Genomic DNA, 24826 nt, shown 5'->3' on the forward strand with positions numbered 1-24826 from the left:
TAAGTAATATTAATTTTTGCTCTGAGGGGAATTCGCTTGCACCAAGCTATAATTATAGCCTGTAGCTGAATACTTTTAAAAGTAAGCATAACGATTATTTATAGATTTAAACAAGTTTACTTGTAAATTTCATTTAAAAACAGCTTGTTTTTGTACGAATTAGGAGAGCTCATGGAGTTCAACGTAAAAAGTGGTAGTCCCGAAAAGCAACGTAGCGCCTGTATTGTTGTTGGCGTTTTTGAACCTCGCCGTCTTTCAGCGATTGCTGAACAACTTGACGAAATTAGTGAAGGCTATATCAGTAACTTATTGCGTCGCGGTGATTTAGAAGGTAAATCAGGGCAAATGTTACTGCTTCATCACGTGCCTAATATATTAAGCGAACGTGTTTTACTGGTCGGTTGTGGCAAAGAACGTGAACTTGATGAACGTCAATACCGACAAATTATCAGTAAAACTATTAGTACGTTAAATGAAACGGGCTCGATGGAAGCTGTGTGCTTTTTATCAGAACTTCATGTTAAAGGTCGCGATACCTATTGGAAAGTACGCCAAGCCGTTGAAGCGACTCAAGACTGTTTATACAGCTTTGACGGATTAAAAACACGTAAGGTTGAAGCACGCCGCCCTCTACGTAAAATGGTTTTTAATGTACCAACACGTCGAGAATTACCCATGGGCGAACGCGCTATTTCGCATGCGCTTGCTGTATCTGAAGGTATAACAACCTGTAAAAATGTTGCTAATATGCCGCCAAATATCTGTAACCCAGCATATTTAGCAGAACAAGCTAAGATTTTAGAAAATGATTACGACAATGTCAGCACTAAAATAGTTGGCGAGAAAGAAATGGAAGAATTGGGTATGAATTCATACCTTGCCGTTGGTCGAGCTTCGCGTAATGAATCTATTATGAGTATTATTAAATATAATGGTGCTGGTGATGATGTTAATCCGATAGTTTTGGTCGGTAAAGGTGTGACTTTTGATGCCGGTGGTATTTCTTTAAAGCCTGGCGAAGCCATGGATGAAATGAAATATGATATGGGTGGCGCAGCAGGTGTTTTAGGTGCTATGCACGCCCTAGCAGAATTACAGTTGCCAATTAATGTTATTGGTGTTTTAGCCGGTTGTGAAAATATGCCGGGTGGCGATGCTTATCGCCCTGGTGATATTTTAACGACGATGTCAGGACAAACAGTTGAAGTATTAAATACGGATGCAGAAGGTCGCTTGGTTTTATGTGACGCGCTGACGTACGTTGAACGCTTTGATCCTGAACTCGTTATCGATGTAGCAACCCTAACTGGTGCCTGTGTGGTTGCCTTAGGTAAACATGCATCTGGCCTGTTGAGTACGCACAACCCATTAGCACATGAGTTGTTAAATGCTTCTGAACAAAGTGGTGACCGCGCATGGCGTTTACCGTTATGGGAAGAATATCAAGAACAATTAGAAAGCCCATTTGCTGATTTCACCAATTTAGGTGGCAAAGGCGCAGGTACTATTACGGCTGCCTGTTTCTTAGCGCGTTTCACTAAAAAGTACCACTGGGCACATCTTGATATTGCCGGTACGGCCTGGCGCAGCGGTGGCAAAGACAAAGGCTCTACTGGTCGCCCGGTAAGCTTATTGACTCAATTTTTATTGAATCGCGCTGGCGCAGAGCAAAGCGAATAACTTTAGACTAAAAAGAAATAAAAGGAACAACGCAAACATGCAAACACAAGTAATGTTTTATTTGCTTGAAGAAGATGCAAAGCATGAAGCGGTGGCTGAACAGTCACATGCTCATGCTTGTTTGCAGGCTGCTAATTTTTATCGCCAAAATCAGCGAGTATTTATTTACTGCGCTGATCAGCAAACAGCTCACCAGTTAGATGAACTGCTTTGGGCCTTTGAACCTGACAGCTTTGTTCCTCACAATTTACCGGGCGAAGGCCCTAAAAATGGCGCTGCCGTTGAAATTAGTTGGCAACCACCTACTAACCGACGCGCTATTTTAATAAATTTAACCAGCACAGTGCCTCACTTTGCTAATCAGTTTTCACACATTATTGACTTTGTACCCAGTGATGAAACCCTCAAACAACAAGCTCGAGAGCGCTATAAAGGCTATCGTCAATGGGGGTTTCAAGTGGATAATCAAACCGCGCCACAACCGTCACAGTCAATTAATGCACTTTAATCAAGTTAAGTAGTCATTCCCATGGAAAAAACATTCAATCCTTCAGAAATCGAACAGTCTCTTTATCAAAGTTGGGAAGAGCAAGGTTATTTTAGCCCAACAGGTGAAGGAGATGGCTATAGCATCGCTATACCACCACCAAACGTTACCGGTAGTTTGCATATGGGACACGCGTTCCAACAAACTATTATGGATACCTTAATTCGTTATCAACGTATGCAAGGTAAAAATACTTTATGGCAAACCGGAATGGACCATGCGGGTATTGCCACACAAATGGTGGTAGAACGTAAAATTGCTGCCGAAGAAGATAAAACTCGTCACGATTACGGTCGTGAAGCTTTTATTGATAAAGTATGGGAATGGAAAGACGAGTCGGGTGGCACTATTGGCAAGCAAATGCGCCGTTTAGGTAACTCTATCGATTGGTCTCGCGAACGTTTTACTATGGATGATGGCATGTCTGAAGCGGTGCAAGAAGTTTTTGTACGCTTATTTGAAGACGACTTAATTTACCGTGGTAAACGCTTAGTTAACTGGGATCCAAAATTCCATACCGCTATTTCTGATTTAGAAGTTGAGAACAAAGATAAAAAAGGTCACATGTGGTATTTACGCTATCCTTTGGCTGATGGTGTTAAAACTGCTGAAGGTAAAGACTACCTAGTGGTAGCGACAACTCGACCAGAAACTGTTTTAGGTGATACTGGTGTCGCGGTAAACCCTAAAGATGACCGTTATAAAGATCTTATCGGCAAACATATTTTATTACCTTTAGTTAATCGTTTAATCCCTATTGTTGGTGATGACCATGCTGATATGACCAAAGGTTCAGGTTGTGTGAAAATCACACCTGCACATGACTTTAACGATAATGAAGTCGGTAAACGTCATAATTTACCATTAATCAATATTTTAGATAAAAATGCTGCTATTTTAGCAAGCGCTGAGGTTTATAAAAATAACGGCGAGCATTCTGATGCCTACAGCACTGAATTACCAAGTGAATTTGCAGGAATGGACCGTTTTGTTGCTCGCAAAGCCATTGTCGCTAAATTTGATGAGTTAGGTTTACTTGTTGAAGTAAAAGATCATGATTTGGTCGCACCCTATGGTGATCGCTCAGGCGTGATTATTGAACCCTTATTAACCGACCAATGGTATGTTCGCACCGCACCTTTAGTGGGCCCTGCCGTTGACGCGGTAGCAACGGGTCAAATTGAATTTGTGCCTAAACAGTATGAAAATATGTACAACGCTTGGATGCGTGACATTCAAGACTGGTGTATTTCTCGTCAGCTTTGGTGGGGACATAGAATTCCAGCCTGGTACGATGAAGATGGTGGTGTTTATGTCGGTAGAACCGAAGCTGAAGTGCGTGCTAAATACACGTTAGCGGCAGATTTTGTTTTAAAGCAAGATGATGATGTACTCGACACTTGGTTTTCATCAGCATTATGGACGTTTTCTACCTTAGGCTGGCCAAGCAATATGGAAGATCTTAAAAAATTCCATTCAACTGATGTGCTTGTTACCGGCTTTGACATTATTTTCTTCTGGGTTGCCCGGATGATCATGATGACCATGCATTTCATTAAAGATGAAAATGGCCAACCACAAGTACCGTTCAAGAAAGTCTATGTTACCGGTCTAATTCGCGATGAAAATGGCGATAAGATGAGTAAATCAAAAGGCAACGTTGTCGATCCTCTTGATATGATTGATGGCATTGCCCTTGATGAGTTATTGGAAAAGCGCACCGGCAACATGATGCAGCCAAAACTGGCGGCAAAAATAGCTAAGCTAACCAAGAAAGAATACCCAGCAGGTATTGAGGCTCATGGTACTGACGCATTACGCTTCACCTTAACCTCAGTTGCATCAACAGGCCGTGACATTACTTGGGACATGAAGCGCTTAGACGGTTACCGTAACTTCTGTAATAAATTATGGAATGCGAGTCGTTACGTATTAATGAATACCGAAGAGCAAGACTGCGGTAAAGTTGTTAATGGTCAACAAGGTGAAATGGAGTTTTCATTAGCTGACCGTTGGATATTAGGTCAATTCCAGCAAACTGTAATAACTGTCCATGAATCTTTTGAAGCTTTTCGTTTCGATTTAGCTTCACAAGCACTATACGAGTTCACTTGGAACCAATTTTGTGATTGGTACTTAGAGTTAACAAAACCAGTATTGTTCAAAGGTAGCGAAGCACAGCAACGTGGTACTCGTCATACCTTAGTGACTGTACTCGAAAGCTTATTACGCTTGATGCATCCTATTATGCCATTTATCACTGAAACAATTTGGCAACGTGTTGTGCCATTAAGTAATTTTGTTGCTGATAACAAAGGTAATGAAAACGCCAGTATTATGGTCCAGCGTTTTCCACAGTTTGATGAAAGTCAATGTGACCAGACGGCTATTGATGATTTAGAGTGGGTCAAACAGTTTATTGTTGCTATACGTAATATTCGCGGCGAAATGGATATTTCACCCAGTAAAGAATTACCGGTATTACTTAAAAATGTTAATGCTAATGACCAACGTCGCTTAGATGAAAATCAACAGTTTTTAAGTGCCTTAGCTAAACTTGAAAGTATTACGGTATTAACCGATAACGACAATGCACCACTGTCTGCTACCGCTGTTGTTGGCGATTTATCAGTATTAATTCCAATGGCGGGGTTAATTGATAAAGAAGCGGAGCTAGCCCGTTTAACAAAAGCGGTCGATAAACTAGAGAAAGACGCGGAGAGAACCCGTGGAAAATTGAGCAATGAAAAGTTTGTTGGTAAAGCTCCTGAAGAAGTTATCAACAAAGAAAAGACCAAGTTAGCTGATACCGAATCGGCCTTAGTCAAGCTTGCTGAACAAATAGTACAAATTTCGGCGTTGTAAGCGTTGTTTATCTTATGATTGATAATAATAATGATTCTCAATCATAAATATCTAATAAAGCCAGCATCTTAGCTGGCTTTTTTATCTCATAAAAAAGTCATCAAATCTTAAGATTTTTATAGGATTTCAAGAAAATATTGTGCTAACATACTTTTGCGTTGAGTTTTTGCGTTTCGGGAGAAGGATATTTCAACTATTTACCTTAATTTAACAAGGTCGATTATTGATTAACCTCAGACGCTACTAGTTTGTGTTATTGGAAACCTTTCTCTGTCTGTACTTTTATAGGTAGAGAGCATTTACTCCGTATATTTCATAGTGGATAATCCACTTTTTACTATTTTTTAATTAATGACCTACGGGAAATGTTGACATGTCTGATTCAGTAACTGGTAAAGTAAAATTTTTTAACGAATCTAAAGGATTCGGTTTCATCGAACAAGATAACGGACCTGACGTTTTTGTTCACTTCAGCGCTATCTCTGGTGACGGTTTCCGTACACTAACTGACGGCCAAGCTGTTACTTTTACTATCAAGCAAGGACAAAAAGGTCCTGAAGCTGAAAACGTAATTGCTTCTTAATAACGACTTATTGTAGTTATTAAAGGATCTTAGCATCCGAATAAAATGAGCGGAACAATGAAAATTGTTGCGCTTTTTTTTATACTAAAATTCAACCTTCCACGTTCGTTAAAGAGCGCACATACCGTCAAACTTCCCTTTGCTATCAAAGCTATTAATAAGGTCATTACTAAAGATCATCAAAAACGCATCAGTAATTAAACAAGAGTATGTATTCTTATTGCTATATGTTTATTTCTAACCACAGGCCCACTGAATTGTGTTTTAAAAGAGCTTATCAGCACAGCCATAGGTTTTATTAATTAATAAAAAGAAGTGAGTTAATGAAGGGAGGTTTACACTTGTGACACCATTATTAAATAGCGCAGCAGAAACACCGGTAAAAGGTATCAGCAAGGCTATAAAATACGGTGTCTTATTTTAGTTAGTGGGTTATCTCTGCAGAAATGATATCTACAATCGCATCAATATGCATTTCATCGGTATTTAAAGCGGGAATATAATGATACGTTTCGCCACCAGCACCAATAAACATATCTCGGTTTTCGTGCACTAACTCTTCTAAAGTTTCTAAACAGTCAGCACTAAATGCAGGGCTAATAATAGCGACATGCTTATTATCAGCGGCGAGATCAACAAGCGTTACATCGGTATAAGGTTGTAACCACTCTGCTTTACCAAAACGTGACTGAAAGGTCATCACAAAATCATCCTCAGTAAAGGCTAACGCTTCCATTAATAACCGCGTTGTCTTTGCACAACAACAATAATAAGGGTCACCCTGCTCTAAGAAATACTTAGGCATACCATGAAAAGATAATACTAACTTATCCGGCTTACCATGTTCGGCAATATGCTTATTTACACTTTGCGCAAGGGCCGCTATGTATTTAGGGTTGTCATGATAACCACTAATAAAACTTAAACTTGGGATCCAACGCCACGATTTAATTTTATTAACGACCGCATCGAAAGTAGAACCAACCGTTGGGCCTGCATATTGAGGATACAGAGGTAAGGTAATTATTTTGCTGACTCCTGCAAGCTGTAATCTGTCTAAAGCCTCGTCGATTGTAGGCTTACCATAACGCATTGCCAGCTCAACTCTGACATCATCACCATATTTCTCAGTGAGCACTTTAGCGACTGCGTCTTTTTGTTGTTGGCTAATAACCAATAAAGGTGAGCCTGATGGTGTCCAAATACTTTCATAGAGTTTTGCTGATTTTTTAGGTCGAACCCGTAAAATAATACCATGCAAGATCATCAACCAAATAAGTCGAGGTATTTCAACGACCCGAGGATCAGATAAAAACTCACCTAAGTAGCGTCTTAAAGCTGATGCAGTAGGCGCTTCAGGTGTGCCAAGATTGGTGAGTAAAACACCAACTTTAGCCGTTTTATTATGTATTTCTTTGGTACGGCCGTGAAAACGTCCACTAAATTTAGACATGAATTAGATACTCTATTTTTTAAATGACGAAAAAAACACCACAGATTAGTTTACCCTAACACACCAAACAAGAATCAGTTCAATCTGATGTGTTAAAAGGCTTAAACCCATACTATTTTAAATTATGGAACGATATTACTAATGACTAAATTTAATTGCTCTGTAGTCGTTACAGCTACATTATTAAGTTCAGCTTTGAAATCACCTGATTTAATACCAGCGCCGCCTGAAGCAGAAACAACGGCATAAATATGTACCGTATCGACATCACTCAACTTAGCTTGTGGCGTCATAGCACTTGCATCGTTAAGTACTATCGTTATGGGCAAATCACTTGCAACTAATTTAACGGCGGCAAGAGGCATACGCCCACGAGAAGTATCTGCAGATATAGCATAAATGAAAACCGTTTTATCATCACCCTGTGACAGCAATGTTTGTATTTCATCACTTAATGTAACGTTAACCGTTAGCTTGGGACCAGGAATACTTGGTTCGATTTGACTGTTAGCATCGTCGGTCATATTGGGTTGGGCGATACGCTTTTTCGCTTCATCAATAACTTCAAGCAATGCTTGCTTATTGACATTCTTTTTATCTGAATCAACAACACGTTGCCAATGAGAAATAGCCACTTGATACTGACCAGCAGTAAAACTATGCATACCTAGTAATATGTTTGTGGAAGGATCACTAGGGTCTATCGCTAAAGCCTGATCAATAAACCCTTGCACCCTTTCATCAATTTGTTGTTCGTTCTTGTAGTAAATCGCTTGGGCTTTAGCACCAAACACATCGGCTTGCGGGCCTTCAATGCGTAAGACTTGGTCATAAGCTTTTACTGCACTGTCAAATTCACCGACGGTGACTAAAGATTGACCTAGAGCGTACCAAGCATCTGAGTTGTCTGGTTCGGTTTTAGTGACATCCATTAAGCGTTTTAATTGATTAATAGTTTGTTGTTCCGCATTAGCCGATTGTTGCATTGGCTCTTGAGGCGTCATTGTTGTCAGTTTTTCATAAGTGCCTATTTCAGCATATAGATAAAAACTAAAAGCTAAAATAAAAACAGACAAGCCAATAGGCCAAGCCATAGCCAATACTTTCGTTTCTTGCGGCGTTTTATCTGCAAGGTCTTGATTTTCCATATCTTGCAATAAAGTATTATCTAGCTCTGTTAATAAATATTGGTAATTTTCATCATCAATATTATTTTGCTGAAAGTCTTTTTCTATCTCAGCTTTATGCTCGTGGTATAAGCGCACATTAGTTTCGTCACGCTGAGTGTCATCAATCGAGATGTTGTTTTGGTGTTGTTTAAGAAATGGTGCCCACACTACTGCTAAAACCAGCAATAAAAAGACAATAATGATAAAAATTAATTCCATGAGACAGCCTTATTTATGCTTTAGAATTTGATCAAGTTTATTTTTTTGATCATTGCTTAACGGTTGTTGGGCATTTTTAACCGGCTTTCGACGAAGAATAATAACAACGACTATCACACCAATAAATAATAGCCCTGCAGGGCCATACCATAAAAGATAAGTTAAGCTAGAGACCCTAGGGCGATATAAAACAAATTCACCGTAGCGTGACACCATAAAATCAACAATCTCCATATCAGCCTTACCTTGTTGAAGCATGTCATAAACTTCACGGCGAAGATCTTCGGCAATAGGTGAATTAGAATCAGCCAAATTTTGATTTTGGCATTTAGGGCAACGTAATTCTTTATTAAGGGCATTAAAACGAATTTCTGTGACCTTATCTTTAAAGACATAAGTATCAACCGGGCCGGCTAAAACAAATGAACTGAGCAAGGTAACCGTCGTTAAAAATGCGGCAACTAACAATTTATTGAACATCATTACTGGCTTCCTTTGCTCGTTGACGAAACTAAAAATTCTGCTTCTATTTGAGTAATAAGGGGCTCAAATTCATTTTGCCAAACTTGCGGCGTTAATGGACCCGCATATCGCTTGCGAATAATATTACTGTGATCCACCACAAAAGTTTCTGGTGCTGCGTATACCCCTAGATTAACACTTAATTTTCCCTCTTCATCAAAGGCTGAGAATTGATAAGGATTACCTAACTCGGTTAACCACTTTGCGGCATCAACACGTTGATCATCATAATTTAAACCATAAATAGTAAAACGATTTGTTTTAGACAATTCGTTCAAATATTCGTGCTCATAACGACACGATGGACACCAAGTTCCCCAAACATTCACCAGTTTTATACCCGGTTTAAAGTCAGCTGTCGTGACAGTTCGATCAGCGTTTAATACCGAGTGTAAGCTGAACTCAGGGAATTTTTTGTCAATCAACGCCGAAGGTAACTCTGTAGGATTAAGCGATAAACCGCGAAATAAAATAGCCCCTAAAGCGATAAACAATATCAGTGGAATTAAACGAATTAACTTACCCATCAAGCATTTCCCTGATTATTTGTTGCTAGTTTATCAGCGCTAGCTGTGTTTATTGACTTGCTCTTAGTGGTGTTACTGACCTTTTTACGACGGTAGCGTTTGTCTAATATCGCTAAAAACCCACCGAACGACATAAATATTGCCCCCAACCATATCCAACGAACAAAGGGTTTGTAATGAACACGAACTGCCCAAGCATTTCCTTCTAAGGGATCACCTAATGCCACATAAATATCACGAAATAAACCTGGGTCAATACCCGCTTCAGTCATTCCCATGGTCTGTACTAAGTATGTGCGACGTTCCGGTTTCAAAAGCGTAACAAAGTCACCATTATTGTAGACTTCTATCTGGCCTTGTTCGGCACTATAGTTAGCACCTTTTACCTGCTTAATACCTTTAAAAACGATTTCATAATCGGTATCAGAAATTTTAACTTTCTCATTGACGTGAATTTTTACGTTAGTTTCACTTTCATAAACAGAGACTATCGTTACACCAACAATAGTGATCGCTATCCCCATGTGAGCACAGGTCATACCCCATTGGCTTAATGTCAACTTAGAGAATTTCCCTTTGTCACTACCCGAGTTTATTTGATTAATTAATTCTTTAAGAACGACCAGAAAAACCCAACAGGCTAAACCTATCCCCATGGTAACCAAAGGTACAAATTCACCACCGTATAAAAATGGGAAAGCAATACCAACAATAACGCTGATCACTAATGGACTCATCATTTGTTTACGCAATTCACCTTGCTTAGCTTTTTTCCAGCGAATTAACGGACCAATTCCCATGACAACAAAAAGCAAACTCATGATCGGCACAAACACCGCATTAAAATACGGAGCCCCAACAGAAATTTTTCCTAAGCCCATAGAATCAACCAACAACGGATACAAGGTGCCCAGCAAGACAGTAACCGTTGCCACGACTAAAATAATGTTACAAATAAGCAGTGCCGTTTCACGAGAATACAAGGCAAAACGACTAAACGTTTGCACTGTACTTGCTCTAAAGGCATAAAGTGTTAATGAACCACCGACCGCAATTGCCAGTAATAATAAAATAAATAAACCACGACCAGGGTCTGCGGCAAACGAATGTACAGAAGTGATAACACCTGAACGTACTAAGAAAGTCCCCAACAGGCTTAAACTAAAGGCAAATATTGCTAATAACACGGTCCAATTCCTGAACGTACCACGTTTTTCAGTTACCGCTAATGAATGGATAAGTGCCGTACCAACCAACCATGGCATAAAGGAAGCATTTTCTACTGGATCCCAGAACCACCATCCGCCCCAGCCAAGTTCGTAATAAGCCCACCAACTACCTAAAGCGATACCTAAAGTTAAAAATATCCATGCGGCAACAGTCCAAGGTCTTGCCCATCGAGCCCAAGCAGCATCTAACTTGCCACACATTAACGCAGCAACAGCAAAAGCAAAAGCAACAGAGAAACCGACGTAACCTAAGTAAAGCATCGGCGGGTGAATAATTAAGCCAATATCTTGTAGTAATGGGTTTAAATCGCGACCTTCTGTGGGGACCATCGGCCATAAGCGTTCAAAGGGGTTAGAGGTTAATAACGTAAACAGCATAAAGCCAACAGCTATCATACCCAATACCGCTAATACCCTAGCAATAAAGGCTTCGTCGATGCCTTTACTGAATTTAGCAACGGCGGCGGTCCAAGCAGTGAGTGAAAAAACCCACAACAACAGCGAACCTTCATGCCCACCCCAGACGGCACTTATTTTAAAATAATAAGGTAAAAAAGAATTTGAATGACCTGCAATATATTTGACGGAAAAATCGTCAACGACAAAGCTCCAACCGAGAATAATAAGACTAATGGTAGTAAAGGCAAACATACCGAAGGTTAAGGGTTTAGCATAGCCGACTAATCGCTCTTGATTACTTGCCAATCCTACTAATGGAATAATGCTTAAACATATTGCAAAAGCTAAACCAATTATAAGGGCGAAATGTCCTAACTCAGGGAGCATTACTTCAGGGATCATTACTTTCTCCGATTCAGCGTATATACTGAATACAAAAATTATCAATTAAAGACACCATTAATATGGCGTTTTAGTGAGTTTGTTGTTCAATTAACGGTAAATAGAAAGTTAAAGAAAAACAATTCAAACTAAAAATTTTGGTAATTCTAGCACTATATGGTGAGTAATTTCATCAATGTAATACGAAAATAAATGATTAATTTTCTCATTGCTAGGGCTAGCCTTTACCGACCGATATAGTATGATAATACCCAACTTGGTATTACGATCTAAATCAACTCTTTATGTAGCAAATTACGTTAATAGTTGTTCCATAAATTTGGTATTTAAATTATTTAAAAAGTGATTCTTTTGGCAAACTCTCAAAATATTCAACCACCGAACGAACGAGCGAATAAACAAGTATTGCTCTGTGCTAACGAATTAACTTGTATTCGTGAAGATAGAATATTATTTGAAGCACTTAATTTTTCAGTATCTAGCGGTGATATTATACAGGTGGAAGGCCCAAATGGATCAGGTAAAACTAGCTTATTACGTATTTTAGCCGGTTTATCTCAACCCTATGACGGTAGCGTGTTATTCCAACAAGAAAATATTGTTGACCATAGCGATACCTTTCATCAAAACTTACTCTATTTAGGACATTTACCGGGCGTCAAAGGTGAAATGACCGCTCAAGAGAACCTAGTGTTTAATCTTGCCTTGCATGGCAATGACATTTCAACAGCAGAAGAAACCTTAGAAAAAGTAAACTTGTTAGGTTTTGAAGATGCCCTTGCCTCACATTTAAGTGCCGGGCAGCATCGGCGTATTGCACTTGCACGTTTATGGCAAAGTACCGCGCCTATTTGGATATTAGACGAACCTTTCACCGCCATCGATAAGCGTGGTGTCAATACATTAGAGCAATTGTTTCTCGCACATGCTCAGCGTGGTGGCTGTGTTATTTTGACCACACACCAAGACTTATCATATCCTGAAGATAAGGTGAAAAAAATCACTTTAGATTACCGATTTTATTAGAGATAATAACATGACAACCGTTCATAATTTATCATATACGTCCGCTTTTAGCTTAATCATCAAAAGAGATCTTACAATTGCCTTTCGTCATCGCGACGATATTATTAATCCACTGTTATTTTTTATTATTGTCGTTACTTTATTCCCACTGGGTATTGGTCCTGAGTCGACAACTTTAGCGCGCATTGCACCGGGAATTATTTGGGTTGCGGCTTTACTTGCGACATTATTATCACTCGACCGCTTATTTAAATCTGATCACGAAGATGGTTCCTTAGAACAAATGATGCTGAGCCCTCATCCCATATTTATATTAGTGCTTGCTAAAATTATTGCACATTGGTTGGTTACTGGCTTACCCCTTATTTTTATTGCGCCGTTACTTGCCGTATTGTTACATTTAGATGAAAATAGCTATGGCGCATTAATGCTCACATTACTTTTAGGTACACCCGTGCTCAGTTTACTCGGTGCTATTGGTGTTGCGCTAACGGTAGGTATTAAAAAAGGTGGCGTATTACTCAGCTTATTAGTCTTACCGCTGTATATTCCAATATTGATTTTTGCGACAAGTGCCATAGATACTGCGGCAATGAACTTACCTTACAGCGGACAACTTGCTATAATTGCCGCATTGTTTTTTGGCTCGTTAACCTTAGCCCCCTTTGCTGTTAGTGCAGCGCTAAAAGTGAGTACCAACTAATGTGGAAATGGTTACATCCTTATGCAAATCCAGAAGTGTCGTATCGCTTTGTCGGTAAACTATTACCTTGGATTGCAAAAATTACGATTACTTTACTCACTATTGGCATTATCTGGGCGTTAGTTTTTGCGCCAGCTGATTACCAACAAGGTGACAGTTTCAGAATTTTTTATATCCATGTGCCAACAGCTATATTATCAATGAGTATATATATGGCTATGGCATCAGCAGCTTTTTGTAGTTTAGTCTGGCAGTTCAGGCTGGCTGATGCATCGGCGGCAGCCATGGCCCCCGTAGGAGCGGTTATTACCGCTATAGCATTATTTACTGGCGCCGCATGGGGTAAACCTATGTGGGGAACTTGGTGGATTTGGGATGCCCGTTTAACATCTGAATTAGTGCTACTTTTTCTCTATTTAGGTGTTATTGCTTTACACAATGCCTTTGAAGATAAAAACCTTGCAGGTAAAGCCGCAGGTATTCTATCACTCGTTGGCGTTGTCAACATTCCTATTATTAAATATTCTGTCGAATGGTGGAATACCCTTCATCAGGGAGCAACCGTAAGTAAAATGAGCGCTCCCTCAATGAGTATGGATATGTTCTGGCCATTTGTTATCTGCTTTTTAGGCATCGCCATGTTGGTAACATTTGTTATTTCTATCCGTTTTCGTACCGAAATATTAGCACGTAATAGCATGCGTCCTTGGGTACGTGAATTGATCACCGCAGAGGGCATTAAATAATGCAGTTTGATAGTATTTCAGCCTTTTTTCATATGGGTGGTTATGCTTTTTTTGTTTGGTTGTCTTATGGCGTTAGTGCTTTTTTATTAGCCGCGTTAATTTATAGCAGTCTTAGCAACCATAAAAAGGTTAAACAAAAAATAGCACTTCGTTTACAGCGCGAGAAGAAGTTACGCAAAGCGGCTCAACAAAATTCAGCGCAAGCAGAGCAAACTGATAGCAATATCGCTGTTTTAAAAAATTTACCCAAAAACTCTAATAAGGTTGTTTCATGAATCCACGTCGTAAGAAACGTTTAACCATCGTTATATCTATTTTAGTCGGCCTAAGTGTCGTTGCTGGATTTGTGCTTTATGCATTAAGCCAAAATATAGATCTTTTCTATAAACCCTCTGAAATATATCAGGGTAAAGATGATACCGGCATAAAACCTATTGACGGCCAACGTCTTCGCATTGGTGGTTTAGTGGTACCTGGTAGTGTTAAGCGTGACCCATCAAGTTTAGACGTGACTTTTGAACTTGTAGATATGAGAATGCCGATAGTTTTTAATGATTCTGACCCTGTCATCAAGGTGCATTATGACGGCATACTGCCTGATTTATTTCGTGAAGGCCAAGGTATAGTCGCAAATGGTATGTTAGTTAATGGCAATTTTATTGAGGCCTCTGAAGTATTAGCTAAACATGACGAGAACTACATACCCAAAGAATTAGCTGATGACATGGGTGAAAAGCATCAAAAACCCAGTTACAGTAAAGAACAGTTAGAAAAGAAAACCTACTAATAAAAAACAAAAAACGCTACACCAAGATAAATATTATATTTGTCTTGGTGTAGCGTTTTTTATTGTAATTGTTTAATTGTTTAATTGTTTAATTGTTTAATTGTTTAATTAAGCAACATCATAAGCCGAAATAATACGATCACCGATTTTATTAAGAATATTAATCTCACCTTCACAAACAGCAATAATCGACTTACCTTTCTTAAAGCTTTCAGGAATAACCACACGCCCTTCTGCAGATTGTAAAAATGATTCAATCTTATGTAGAAGTTCTAGGGAGTCATCACTGTAATAAATCAAGGTTACTATCTTTTCTTGGTAGATTTGCATTATTCACTCTTATTATTGTTGAGCTATAAATTCATCAAGTTAAAGCCACTTATAAACTTTATTGTTCAGCAATAGCTAAAAATAAAAAATCAGTAAACCTTGTATCCAAACAAAGTAACACAGTAAAAAACACAAAGCTAATTATACAATTAAATCAATAAGTTAAGTTAACACTAAGTTAACTTGGAGTTATCTTTAAGCAATTGTTGTATCTTACTGTAAATTTTAAGTAAAAAAAAACCCTGAGTATAAAACCCAGGGTCGATCAAATCAGATCGTTTAACGCATCCTCAACTAGTGAGATCGGATATCCATATGGATAAATTTTTCAAAATATTTAGAAACTGTCCAGAGAATCTATATTATTTCCAACTTTTCATTTTATGGCCTTTAAGCGCATAAAATAGAATAAATAAATAACAAGGTAACATCACAATATAACCCCCTTGTTGACCGAGTGATGAACCGCTTGCCAAGCCCCAAAATAGTGGACCAAATGCCCCTCCTGAAATACCCATAACTAATAATGCCGAGCCCACGCTGGTTAATTTTCCCATTCCAGAGAGTGCTAATGGAAAAACAGCAGGCCAAACAATCGCATTAGCCAAACCAAGCAATGCAATAAGCATCAAGGTATCGGGTAGTTCTGCCCCTCCAAAAGGAACAAGGACTATATTAGCGATAGCGTATGAATTATTGTCACCAAAGACCACACCTAAACTTAACACCAACCCCAGCAGGGCTGAAACAGTTAAGGCTTTTTGTTGAGAAATAAAACGAGGAATTAAAAAGATCCCTAATATGTAACCTACCACCATACATATCATAGTGTATGAGGTCATTATGCTGTAATTTTCAACGCCTAGAGACAAGGCAAATGTACCTATTGTGTCGCCAGCTATCACTTCAACCGCAACGTAGAAAAAGATAGTTAATACACCTAATGCTAGATTGGGGTGAGATAATGCTTCTTTAATATGTCCTTTGCTATTTGCTCCTTCTTCCTCATCTTCACTGGGTAATTCTGGAAGTGATGATTTTTTCACAGCAAAACCGAGTAAACCAATGAAAATCGCCATACCTAAATAAGGAAGTACCAACGAGTTAGCCATCTCATCAATACTGGCTTGGGTTAGTACTTCGGTTGAATGACCTTCAAAGCCACTCAAAATTAAGGCGGTAAAAACTAAAGGCGCAATAACACCAGCACCTTTGTTTAAAATTCCCATAACACTAATACGTGCTGCAGCAGATTCCTCAGGACCTAAACGGACAACATAAGGATTAACAGCTGTTTGTAATAAAGTAATACCCGAACCCATCACTAACTGAGCAAACAAAAACAAGGCAAAAATTTGGGTTTGAGCAGCAGGAATAAATAATAAGCCTGCTACCATCATGGTGGCCATTCCCAAAGCCATACCATTTTTATAGCCTACTTTACGAATAATCGTTGCTGACGGCAGCGCAGTAAAAGTAACAGCAATATAAAAGGAGAATAATATTAGTGATGCTTGAAATGGTGTCAGCTGGAGTATTTGTTTTAGGTAGGGCATTAATGACCCATTAAGCCAAGTAGCAAAGCCTAATATAAAAAAGAGTACCGCGACAATTGCCATAGGCAATGCATTACTTTTGGGTTTATCACTTGTTATTATCTGTTCCATATATTCCTCAATGTTTGTCTTGTTATTATTGTTTTATGATAGGTTAAATTAGTTATTTTCTATAAATGGCTTGCCCTGAGATCCAGGTCGATTTCACGGTATAATTATCGTTAAGCTCAACAAAGTCAGCTTGACTATCTATTGTTAAACTGCCACGAATATCACTTTGCTTAATATAATTGGCCGGGTATTTAGAGGCCATTCTAAGCGCTTCATCTAAAGGTAACCTCAGGCCTAAATGAGTATTTGCTACTGCTTGCGCCATATTCAACACCGACCCTGCCAACTCCCCTGTTGTTGACGTTAACTTGCCATTTTCAAGCCGCACTTTTTTAGCAACTAAAGTAAACTCAACATCGCTTGTACCTACCGGTGGCATTGCATCGGTGACTAAGAAAATCGTTCCTGCAGGTTTAGTTTTAAGCGCTAATTTACAGCTCTCGTAATTAACATGATGACCATCAACAATTAAGCCACAACTTGCTTGATCATTGAGCAAAGCACAACCGGTTACACCGGGCTCTCTGCCCTGTATTGCCGACATAGCATTATACAAATGAGTAAAGCCGTCAGCACCCGCCTCTAACGCTTTTTGTGCGGTGTTAAAATCAGCATTGGTGTGGCCTAAGCACACCTTAATACCCAACGAAACCATGCGAGCAATGTCATCAACATTTACTGTTTCAGGGGCAAGTGTCACCAGTATTTGCCCGATATCTTTACGTTCAAGCACTTGCCACTCTTGTGGTGAAATGGCGCGAATGTGCTCCTCAATATGTGCCCCTTTTTTAGCAACAGATAAATGTGGGCCTTCAAAGTGAATACCAATAATACCTGGTGTTTTTTCTGCCATTGCTTCTGCCATTGCTTTTGCAGCCTGTTGCATCACTGATATTTTATCGGTTATAAGGGTAGGTAACATCGCTGTAGTACCAAACTTAGCATGAGCGGCCATGATAGTTTTAATGTTTGTTAATGATGGAGAGTCGTTAAATAGTGCACCTCCGCCTCCGTTGACCTGTAGATCAATAAAGCCTGGGACCACTAAACCATCAAGTACATCATCAACGTCAGAGATATTATTATCAAATGCTGTGATTTTTCCATCGGTGATCGTTAACACTTGGTGGTCAATAAAGTTTTGACCATCAAATAATTTTTTAACGTAAAGACGAAATATAGTCATAGCAATGCTTGTTCCTTAAATTATATCAATTAATTGGCTAGGTTTTACTTTAAAGCAAGTTGTTGTTTAGCATAAATCACTGAACCCACTTCTGGTGGATGTTTTGGCTCAATCAATTGTCGTTTAATATCTTTATCTAACCAAGGTTTTATTCTTGGTGTTAAGCCACCAATTAATGAAATGGCGGGTGGATTTTGCTTTAATAACTGCCTAGCCACATGGCTAATATATTCAGCGCCTTGTGTAACAATATCTAACGCGATTTTGTCACCTTCTTCAGCAGAGTCAAAAACCAAATTAGCCATAAGGGCATAAAAAGCTGCTGGCTTACCAGCAATCACTTCGACTAATTCAACATCATCTTTGACATTTAATAACGCTAATACTTTGTCATTAATGGATGAATGAGGAATGAGACCATCGAGTGATAACAAAGATTGTTTTGCCGCCTGTAACCCAAACCATGCACCGCTACCTTTATCTCCATGAGGAAAACCATGAGCGCCAACAATATATGGATGACCATCAACATATGAAAAGCCACATGAACCAGTCCCCGTTATCATCACTGCACCGTCTTTACCATCGTGAGCTCCAAGACAAGCAATAAGTAAATCAGTGGCAAGATACATCTTTTTAAACGGATGCTGCCAGTTTGACATTTGTTCAAATAAAACCGGTAAATTCACCCCTGCAAGACCAACACCGGCAATGATATTACCAAGCTCACTTTCATCAATCCCAGCATTTTTAAGTGCTAACTTAGCAGACTCAGCAATTGAACTTATAGCCTGTTCATAACCGTGCAACGGGTTAGCAGGCCCTGCAATGCCAGTACCTAATATTTTATTATCATTCGACACTAGGATAGCTTTGCATTTGCTGCCACCGCCATCTATGCCTAAGAATATTTCGTTGTTGCCGCTGCTACTCAGCATGTTGACCTCATGTCTCTATATTTATTATTTTAATCACAATGCTCAATAAACAGCCAGTGCCTAAAATGTAATCTGATTTTATCTTAACGACAAATGACAGCGTTGTCATTTGTTTTTTTAATAAAAAGGCTTTTTTTATTTTTCTATTACAAAATAAATAATCAATAGTCTGATTAAGACTGCTTTGTTAACTAGCCCGCCAAGAGCGTAAGCCCTAAATTAGTGGCTATTAATCGTTACTGCCCGACCTTTACGTTGTCCATCAAAGCTAATACTGCGAACGTTTACTGTGCCCTCAATAGCTACTGGCCCTTGGTAACGGGTCCAATTTCCCGCTGGTACTTGATACTCAATAGCGATACCAGGAAAAGCAATGTTGGCATAAAGTTTCCCCTCTTTTACCATGGCACCTACGGTAGGTAATCGATAAAAAATGTTATCATTTTCTAATTTAATTAAGGCTTTTTGACCGATAGTATTCGCAAACAATTGCCACTGTTGATCGCGCTGGGCTTTTTTCTGTGCACTAAAAACTTTAGTTGCCTGACTGTACTTAGCACCTTGATAATTATAAGGAACTGTCCAATCAGCTAAGTGCCATGCACGCTCGGCTAAAGCGAAGAGTCGTGGAAATAATTTATATTGCGCCATATGGTCAGTGCGAGTATTTTCACTCCATAACTGCCCTTGGATACCGAGGAAACGATTACCTAACTTCATCGGGGTTTGGCTATCATCGGCTTGATAAGGGTTGTCTTGACGGTCTAACCAAAACTCCGCATGAATAGGTAAATTGTTGGGTATAAATTGAAAGACTTTTTCGGTGTTAGTGTGGCGGGAGGCCCAATAATAACCATGTTCTTTGGGATCTGCTTCATAAGGGAAATCAAAATATAGTACATCGGGTGATGACAGCACAACTTGCCAATCTCTATTGACCAATTGATGGGTTTTGTTATGACCTCCCCACGCTAATGTATCCCAAGCATTCGACTGAACAATAGCTGGCATATTCTCTTTGCGGGTATGCTCCATACCATCGCTCCAACCTGCAGTTTCTATGTCTAATGCGGATAAAATACCAGCAACACGCTCAATAAAATAAGCACCAAGTTCACTCATTTTTTTGACACCTTTATCGTTATTGGCAATAAAGTCTTTACAGGCTTGAGACTCTATCCAAGCGCCCGCAGTTTCATCTGCGCCAATGTGATAACGCGTTAACGGTTGACCACCATCAGCATGAATTTTCTTAACTTGAGTCATCACTTCAGTAACAAAATCGTAAGAAGACTCTAAACAAACGTTGATGGTATTATCATTGTAAAATTGCACGGATGAATAGACCGTTCGGTCATTAGCATCATGGAGGATAAACTGTTTTGCTTTGTCATCTTGCTCAGCTATAGCGTATTTTTTACTACGCGCTGCCATCGCTTTAATCGCGGCACGCGAATGCCCAGGCATATCTAAAGAGGGGATCACTTGAATATGACGGGCCGTTGCCGCTTTTAATATTTCTTGATAGTCAGCCACAGAATAATAGCCATTGACTTCACTTTTAGGGTCAATACCCGCGCCCAGTTGTGGTAATAAACAATTTTTATCGTTTAAATCAAAACAGCGCCTACTACTCACTTCGGTTAACTCGGGGAGCGAAGGGATTTCTAATCGCCAGCCTTCATCATCACCTAAGTGTAAATGTAGCTTATTAAGTTTATAAGCTGCCATTTGATCAAGCAGCGTTAAAATAAAGGTCTTATCGTGAAAGTTACGCGCAACATCAATTAACAAACCGCGAAACTCATAATGAGGTTCATCATTAATCGTTAGCACAGGTACTTGCGTTGAACCTAAGGTGATTAAGCTTGATAATGATTGCAAGCCATTAAAAACACCAGCGCCGTCAACACCTGTTATCTTAATATCTGTTGTGGTGATGTCTAATTGGTAACTACCAATCATTTTGCTGTTGTCTTCAACCAGTCTTAACGTGACAGGCTTACCTTGAGTATTATTAGCAATACCTAAGGTATCTAAGCGATTAATGGCTACGATAACATCATCTTTTTCGACATTGCCATAATCAACATTAATACCAGAAGTAAGACTAAGCTGAGCATTATTCTTACTATAAATAATCGACTTTGGCGTAGGTATAATCACCTTGCTCACATCGAGCTTTTGCTCACCTAATTGGCTATTTCTTTGATATAAACTTGCCGCATCGAGCCACTGAGTAGAATCTTGGGCGGTGCGTTTAAACTGCTTTTCAACATCAGTGAATGGCACAACATAAGGCAGTACTTCTAATCCTGTTTCACTGTTTGTATATGGCTTGGTACTGGCTATTACACGCGGTTGTAAATTATTTGCACTGACAATATAGTTAGGTAAAGCATCTGTTTCAGACAACGACCAAAACATAGCTCTAAACAATAAGGTTTTGGTTTCACCTGCAGTAAAGCCTTTAAAATTATCATTCAACGATATTTTATGTAAATCGCCATTAATATGAACAACAGAAAATTCATCACTTTCAAAGGATTGAATAGGCGCAATTTGGCTAAAGTGAATATGCCAATCTTTACTAGTTATAGATTGAGTCGTGGTGAAACTTAGCTCAACTTCAAAGCAATTACCGTCGGCGATATTTATATCACACTTATCACTGGGTATATTGGTCAATACTTTATACTTAACATTGAGGGTTTCAGCAATCTTGTCGATATCAATTTGAGTCGCGCTTACTGGGCTGTTATGTGTTGCTATTACAGGTAGAGCATCGGTCATTGAATCCGGTTTCGGTCCACAAGCGATTAATGTCGAGGTTGCAGTAATTAACAGTGCTAAAAGTTTTCTATTCATTATTTATAAGACTCACATGCTGTTGACGTTTGGTGTGAAAAATAATTTTCAACTTTGGATAGGCTTACAATCTCTTATTTTGACAGCGCTGTCAAAATAAATATACTACAAAATATAATAGTTAGTAAAATCGACAATATTTTTGTTATAAATATTGTAGGATACCAATTAGCTTTGATTTAATATTTTGTTAGCCCCGACTTTAGAGAATTATTTTATGAACAGTAAGCAACAACCAATATTTATTCATATTCCCAAAACAGGTGGCACCAGTATTAATTGTGTGATGAAAGGTACAGAGTGGCAAACACCACTTGACTATCACTACCGTCATTTAGATTTCGACACAAAAACATCTACTTGTGGTGATATTTTTGATAATAAAAATAATAAAACCTATCAAGAAGAATTTATTTTTATGATGCTTAGACACCCAGTTGACAGACTGATATCTGAGTATTATTACATTAGAAATAACCATGAATTCATGGACTTCCTAACGACTAAACCTGATAGTTTTTCAGCCTATGTAGACAACGTTCAAACCTCGAATTACATGCTTAAATTTCTTGATGGGCAAAGGATCTATTCTGAAAGTCAATTAACAGAAAAGAGAGCATTAGAAATTATTGAGTTAATTGATACTTTAGATATTCATGTTGGGATTTTTGAAGAGTATGACCGCTCTTTAAGTTACTTTAGCGAAGTAGGTGATTTTGATTGGCCAGAGACAATTGATGTAAAACGAGCAACGATTAATCGTCCAACTGTTAAGCAAATTCCATCAGAGGTTTTAGAAAAAATACTGACTGCCAACAAGCTTGATATTCAACTATACCTGCATTGTAAAGCTAAACTCATAGAGCGAACTCAAAAACTCGCTATTAATAAAATTAAATACCAAGGTGGGAAGTTAGACTTTGTCATTCCCTACACGATGTGGAATTGCATCTTAGATATCGAACTAACGAACAATACCTTCATTGAAGAAAACAAAAAATTCTTTGTGACGCTTAATACTTATCTACATAAAACAAGCGGTTCAGGCAGAGAATACGCTAAAAACTGGATGAAACTATTTAAAAAATCTGTCGCGTTATATTTCAATGCAACAAAGTTTGCCAAACAAATTAAGCAAATTAAGAAGCCTTCCCCTATCGACGAAATAATCGCTGTGGCAAGAGCTATTGATGAAGCGACAATAAAGCCCTCAATGGGTTTAGATATAGGGAAACCACGTATAAAATTGTCACTAACACCTTTGATGGGTGAAGCATTGCAACAAGATGATGTGATCAAAAAAGGGATAATCAAATGGTAATCCCTTTTTGATCATCCCTAAACGTTTATCACTTTATTGCTAACTTAAATTTTTTGTAGCCCATGTAGCTTTATTGTTTCAATAAACTCACGGTGACTTGGTAAGCTACTTTTAATTTTATCGAGCATTTTCAAGTTTTGCTGAAAGTGCTTTTTAGCCAGCATATCATTATTATATAAATAGTCTTGTTTGCTTAAGTCGCTTTTGAAATTCAAGCCATATAAAACATATTGAATACTCGCAATTGGGAAAACATCAAACTGAGCATCAGTATCATTAATATGAGGTGGATGATATTTCCACAACGCTAATAAATCTTGCAAACGATCTGACATTGATTCTTTTTGAATATTATCAAGCCAATATGCTTCATCTGTTCTTTCTGAAAGCACATAGTGCAGTTTCAAAAAGTCTATTATTGCTTCCCACTTTTTAATAAAGCCATTATTAAATTGCTTAGCAATAATTTCCATACTATTAAAGTCAGTCGGTAGCCGTTCACTTATCCACTCGACAGAATTATCGACCAAGATTAATGCTGAAGCTTCTAAGGGCTCTAAGAATCCAGCTGACAAACCAATAGCGACACAGTTTTTATGCCAAAATTTCTCTCGATATCCTGAAGTAAAAGGGATTTTTCTAAAATCCATCCCTTCTGCTTTAGGACCAATATGCTCTGCAAAGGTTTTAATCGCGTCTTCATGGCTCGTATGGTCACTTGAATATACATATCCCATACCTTTACGACTACTTAAGCCAATATCCCAAGTCCAGCCAGCGGTTTGTCCTGTTGCGATTGTATGACAAGCAATATCTTCACCTTCGTCATAAGGTATTTGCGTTGCGATTGCAAAATCATTAAACAAATACTTTTTAGCCGAGATAAACGGGACTTTCATCGTTTTGTCAATGAGGAGTGCGGCAAATCCTGAACAATCTACAAATAAATCACCATTGATTCGTCCACTTTTTTCACAGCCCAGATATTCAATGTAACCATTATCATCTAAATTCACGTCAATAACTTTATCAACCACATGGTTAACGCCCATCTCAATGGCTTTTTCTTTAATAAGTTCAGCCACTTTTTTAGCATCAAAATGATAAGCGTAATTCAGAATCGATTGATATTCAGGAGTCACTATTTTTTTAGGAGCAAGTCCCGCTTCACATATCTGATCCTGAAAATCTACTGCTTCAGCAAATCGACCATATTGTTGTTGGTTTTCTTTCTTCTGCCAATAGGCAGCCATATCAAACTGGCCATAACCACTGGGTACATTGAAAGGATGATAATAAAATTCTTTTTTATCATTCAGGCGCCAGCTAACAAATTTAGCGCCTTGTTTGAAAGTAGCGTCACATCGTCTAATTAATTCAGTTTCAGAAATACCAATAGTGCGTAATGTTTTTCGCATTGTTGGAAAAGTACCTTCACCAACCCCTATTGTAGATATTTGATCTGATTCAATCAATGTGATGCTAACATTCGAATTTTTACCACCACAATGCTGTTTGGCTAACATTGCTGCAGATATCCAACCGGCTGTGCCGCCACCAACAATGACTATGTTTTTTATCGCTTTATTCATTCATAATTCCTTCAGAGTATATTCGCCTGAAACTCATTTATTAACGCCATACTACTTATTTAACAAT

21 protein-coding genes are annotated in these 24826 nt (G+C 38.6%); 10 read left to right on the forward strand and 11 right to left on the reverse strand.

Going from position 1 to position 24826, the window contains the following annotated elements; genetic code table 11:
- Positions 1-171: 171 nt before the first annotated feature.
- From pepA to H4J66_RS07435, 4 genes are all read left to right on the forward strand, one after another.
- On the forward strand, positions 172-1680 hold the full coding sequence (gene pepA, locus H4J66_RS07420; RefSeq protein WP_182172563.1) for a leucyl aminopeptidase: 1509 nt from the start codon (positions 172-174) through the stop codon (positions 1678-1680).
- A gap of 37 nt (positions 1681-1717) precedes the next feature.
- Positions 1718-2188: a DNA polymerase III subunit chi gene (locus H4J66_RS07425; protein WP_182172566.1), complete on the forward strand. Its 471-nt coding sequence runs from the start codon at positions 1718-1720 to the stop codon at positions 2186-2188.
- Positions 2189-2209: 21 nt separating this feature from the next.
- The gene (locus H4J66_RS07430; protein WP_182172580.1) at positions 2210-5092 is read left to right on the forward strand and encodes a valine--tRNA ligase; all 2883 of its coding nucleotides are present in this window, start codon (positions 2210-2212) and stop codon (positions 5090-5092) included.
- Between the two features lie 373 nt (positions 5093-5465).
- A complete protein-coding gene (locus H4J66_RS07435; protein WP_070375833.1) occupies positions 5466-5675 on the forward strand; it encodes a cold-shock protein in 210 nt (69 codons plus the stop codon).
- 424 nt (positions 5676-6099) lie between these two features.
- Here H4J66_RS07435 and hemH read toward each other — a convergent pair whose 3' ends face one another.
- From hemH to H4J66_RS07460, 5 genes are all read right to left on the reverse strand, one after another.
- A complete protein-coding gene (gene hemH / locus H4J66_RS07440) occupies positions 6100-7128 on the reverse strand; it encodes a ferrochelatase (protein ID WP_182172583.1) in 1029 nt (342 codons plus the stop codon).
- Positions 7129-7250: 122 nt separating this feature from the next.
- Entirely contained in the window at positions 7251-8516 is a 1266-nt protein-coding gene (ccmI, locus tag H4J66_RS07445) for a c-type cytochrome biogenesis protein CcmI (RefSeq protein WP_182172586.1), read from the reverse strand.
- A gap of 9 nt (positions 8517-8525) precedes the next feature.
- A complete protein-coding gene (locus tag H4J66_RS07450; RefSeq protein ID WP_310650637.1) occupies positions 8526-8999 on the reverse strand; it encodes a cytochrome c-type biogenesis protein in 474 nt (157 codons plus the stop codon).
- Positions 8999-9565, reverse strand: coding sequence for a DsbE family thiol:disulfide interchange protein (locus tag H4J66_RS07455; RefSeq protein WP_182172589.1), 567 nt, complete (start codon positions 9563-9565; stop codon positions 8999-9001). Before H4J66_RS07455 ends, H4J66_RS07450 begins: the two co-directional genes overlap by 1 nt.
- Positions 9565-11580 (reverse strand): heme lyase CcmF/NrfE family subunit, encoded by a 2016-nt coding sequence (locus tag H4J66_RS07460; RefSeq protein WP_182172756.1) that lies wholly within the window; start codon positions 11578-11580, stop codon positions 9565-9567. The genes H4J66_RS07455 and H4J66_RS07460 overlap by 1 nt, the downstream gene beginning before the upstream one ends.
- 366 nt (positions 11581-11946) lie before the next feature.
- Here H4J66_RS07460 and ccmA point away from each other — a divergent pair, with 366 nt between their 5' ends.
- Genes ccmA through ccmE form a run of 5 tightly spaced genes read left to right on the forward strand, consistent with a single transcriptional unit; the run spans position 11947 to position 14857 of the window.
- Complete coding sequence (gene ccmA, locus H4J66_RS07465; RefSeq protein ID WP_259366814.1) at positions 11947-12621, forward strand: cytochrome c biogenesis heme-transporting ATPase CcmA; 675 nt, start codon at positions 11947-11949, stop codon at positions 12619-12621.
- A gap of 10 nt (positions 12622-12631) precedes the next feature.
- A complete protein-coding gene (ccmB, locus tag H4J66_RS07470) occupies positions 12632-13324 on the forward strand; it encodes a heme exporter protein CcmB (RefSeq protein ID WP_182172592.1) in 693 nt (230 codons plus the stop codon).
- Positions 13324-14070 carry a heme ABC transporter permease gene (locus tag H4J66_RS07475; RefSeq protein ID WP_182172595.1) on the forward strand — a complete coding sequence of 249 codons (747 nt, stop codon included), beginning with the start codon at positions 13324-13326 and terminating at the stop codon, positions 14068-14070. The genes ccmB and H4J66_RS07475 overlap by 1 nt, the downstream gene beginning before the upstream one ends.
- Positions 14070-14345, forward strand: a complete 276-nt coding sequence (gene ccmD, locus H4J66_RS07480; RefSeq protein ID WP_182172597.1) for a heme exporter protein CcmD — start codon at positions 14070-14072, stop codon at positions 14343-14345. Before H4J66_RS07475 ends, ccmD begins: the two co-directional genes overlap by 1 nt.
- On the forward strand, positions 14342-14857 hold the full coding sequence (ccmE, locus tag H4J66_RS07485) for a cytochrome c maturation protein CcmE (RefSeq protein WP_070375826.1): 516 nt from the start codon (positions 14342-14344) through the stop codon (positions 14855-14857). The genes ccmD and ccmE overlap by 4 nt, the downstream gene beginning before the upstream one ends.
- A gap of 108 nt (positions 14858-14965) precedes the next feature.
- Here the strand turns inward: ccmE and H4J66_RS07490 are convergent, their stop codons facing one another.
- From H4J66_RS07490 to H4J66_RS07510, 5 genes are all read right to left on the reverse strand, one after another.
- Complete coding sequence (locus tag H4J66_RS07490) at positions 14966-15187, reverse strand: TIGR02922 family protein (RefSeq protein WP_070375825.1); 222 nt, start codon at positions 15185-15187, stop codon at positions 14966-14968.
- A 362-nt stretch (positions 15188-15549) separates the two neighbouring features.
- On the reverse strand, positions 15550-16842 hold the full coding sequence (gene nagP, locus H4J66_RS07495; RefSeq protein WP_182172762.1) for an N-acetylglucosamine MFS transporter NagP: 1293 nt from the start codon (positions 16840-16842) through the stop codon (positions 15550-15552).
- Between the two features lie 64 nt (positions 16843-16906).
- Complete coding sequence (gene nagA / locus H4J66_RS07500; protein WP_182172600.1) at positions 16907-18040, reverse strand: N-acetylglucosamine-6-phosphate deacetylase; 1134 nt, start codon at positions 18038-18040, stop codon at positions 16907-16909.
- 44 nt (positions 18041-18084) lie between these two features.
- Complete coding sequence (nagK, locus tag H4J66_RS07505; protein ID WP_182172603.1) at positions 18085-18978, reverse strand: N-acetylglucosamine kinase; 894 nt, start codon at positions 18976-18978, stop codon at positions 18085-18087.
- Between the two features lie 219 nt (positions 18979-19197).
- A complete protein-coding gene (locus tag H4J66_RS07510) occupies positions 19198-21846 on the reverse strand; it encodes a family 20 glycosylhydrolase (protein WP_182172606.1) in 2649 nt (882 codons plus the stop codon).
- Between the two features lie 217 nt (positions 21847-22063).
- On the opposite strand from H4J66_RS07510, the gene H4J66_RS07515 reads away from it, so the two are divergent.
- Positions 22064-23167: a sulfotransferase family 2 domain-containing protein gene (locus H4J66_RS07515; RefSeq protein WP_182172609.1), complete on the forward strand. Its 1104-nt coding sequence runs from the start codon at positions 22064-22066 to the stop codon at positions 23165-23167.
- A 44-nt stretch (positions 23168-23211) separates the two neighbouring features.
- Here the strand turns inward: H4J66_RS07515 and H4J66_RS07520 are convergent, their stop codons facing one another.
- Positions 23212-24759 (reverse strand): tryptophan halogenase family protein, encoded by a 1548-nt coding sequence (locus H4J66_RS07520; protein ID WP_182172612.1) that lies wholly within the window; start codon positions 24757-24759, stop codon positions 23212-23214.
- Positions 24760-24826: the final 67 nt, after the last annotated feature.

This window comes from Colwellia sp. MB3u-55 (assembly GCF_014076785.1).
In the GTDB taxonomy this organism is placed as follows: domain Bacteria; phylum Pseudomonadota; class Gammaproteobacteria; order Enterobacterales; family Alteromonadaceae; genus Colwellia_A.